Genomic DNA, 1878 nt, shown 5'->3' on the forward strand with positions numbered 1-1878 from the left:
TCGCCGGGTTCGAAGGAGAAGACGTCGACGCTGTTGTCGGCCGGTCCCAGGCCGCCGACACCGAGGGGGAGCGCCGGGTGGAGCGCGACCGTGCCGGCGCCGTTGGAGCTGAGCAGCAGCGGTGGCGGGTGACCGCAGCTGATGACCTGGGTGATGTTGTCCTCGTCGGGGATCTCCACCAGCAGCGCCGTGGCGAAGCGTTCCTCGACTTCCGCGGTGCGCCCCAGGTGGGCCAGGTTCCGGGTGACGCTCTGTTCCAGGGCGGTGGCCAGCGTCGGCAGGGTGGCGTGCTGGTGGGTGGCTTCCCGGAAGGCGCTGATGAGCAGGGCTGCCTCGCCGATGGCGGGCAGGCCTTTGCCGCGTACGTCGCCGATCATGATGCGGGTGCCGGTTTCGGTGGTGGTGGCGGCGTAGAGGTCGCCGCCGATCTGGGCGTCGTCCTCGGCGGCGAGGTAGAGCACGGCGATCCGCACGCAGCCGAGCTGGTCGGGCAGCGGCCACAGCAGGGCGTGCTGGGTGGCCTCGGCGATGGTGCGGATGCGGGCCAGCTGGCGGCTGCGGCGCTCCCGTACCACGCAGAAGAAGACGACCATGGCGGACAGCACCGCCAGGGCGAGGATCTGCACCAGCACGTTGCGTGTCGTCAGCACGTCGAAGCGCCAGCCGATGTACGCCTGCGCGCCCACGGCGAGCAACCCGATCAGCGCGGTCGTCCAGGCATCGGCGAAGTAGGCGGTGACGGCGGGAGCGACGACCAGCAGCGGACTGAGGTGGATGTCCTCGGGCACATACTGGTCCACTGCCGTGATCACCACGATGAGCGCGACGGGGATCGCCAGCAGCGCATGACTCGGCTTCCGCAGGTAAGGCAGGAAGTCCTGCTCGATCCGCACCTACCCCACATTGCCACGGGTCCGGGTGGCAGGCGAGGGCTTCGCGCGGGGAGCACCGTGCGTGTCCCCGCGCCGCCTTCGCTGCCCGGCGCCAGGGCAGCGGGAGATGATCAGCAGTGGCGGCTCTCGGGTTCGCGGACGGCATCGGACCAGTCGACGCCGAGGGTCTGCGCGAGGTGTCCCAGTGCCTCGCGGGTGCGGCCGAAGACGGTGAGTTCGCTGAGGTAGTCGCTGCACGGGTCGTGGCGGACGGTGGGCGGCCACCCGGGATTGGTCTCGTACCGCTCGGACCGGTCGGCGAACGAGTTGAACGGCAGGTCCCACCATTCGTCCAGTGCCGCAGGTACCGGGATCCGGGGGTCGACGCTCTCCGGCTGGTCCTCCTCCGGTCCGCCCTGATGCGCCGCCTTCAGCCCGGCGAGGTACTCCTTGTGGGGATCGGGCGCCTCCCGTTCCCGGCACTCGCCGCCCGTCGGCACGTACCCCCACTGCTCCTGGAACTCCCGCAGCAGCTCCCAGCGCGGCCCGGTCGCCGCCATGTCCGCCTCGCCGGAGGGCCGTACGCTCTCCAGTCGCTCCCGGAACCGCCCGTAATCGATGATCTCCGCCACGACCGTGAGCCTAGCTGGGCGGCTGGTGGTGGCGGCACGGCAGCGACGGGCGGTGGCTCGGCGGGGCGCCGCACACGTCGGCCGACGGGGGCCGCCGGTCCGCGGGAGACGGCCCGTCCGCAGGGCACCGCCCGTCCGCGGCAGACGGCCCGTCCGCAGGGCACCGCCCGTCCGCGGCAGACGGCCCGTCCGCAGGGCACCGCCCGTCCGCGGCAGACGGCCCGTCCGCGGAGCACCGCCCGTCCGCGGAGCACCGCCCGTCCGCGGAGCACCGCCCGTCCGCGGAGCACCGCCCGTCCGCGGGGGACGCCGGTTTGGCGGGCGGCCCGAGCGGGATACCCATCGCACATGATCCCCTCCCGGGTCGAGGAGAC

2 protein-coding genes are annotated in these 1878 nt (G+C 72.8%); both read right to left on the reverse strand.

Going from position 1 to position 1878, the window contains the following annotated elements:
• Positions 1-893 (reverse strand): PP2C family protein-serine/threonine phosphatase (locus ABZ719_RS37625; RefSeq protein ID WP_366729665.1); only part of this gene is annotated, 893 nt, incomplete at its 3' end.
• Positions 894-1003: 110 nt separating this feature from the next.
• On the reverse strand, positions 1004-1504 hold the full coding sequence (locus ABZ719_RS37630; protein WP_366729666.1) for a hypothetical protein: 501 nt from the start codon (positions 1502-1504) through the stop codon (positions 1004-1006).
• Between the last annotated feature and the right edge of the window lie 374 nt (positions 1505-1878).

The sequence above is a fragment of the Streptomyces sp. NPDC006743 genome, assembly GCF_040703815.1.
GTDB lineage: Bacteria > Actinomycetota > Actinomycetes > Streptomycetales > Streptomycetaceae > Streptomyces.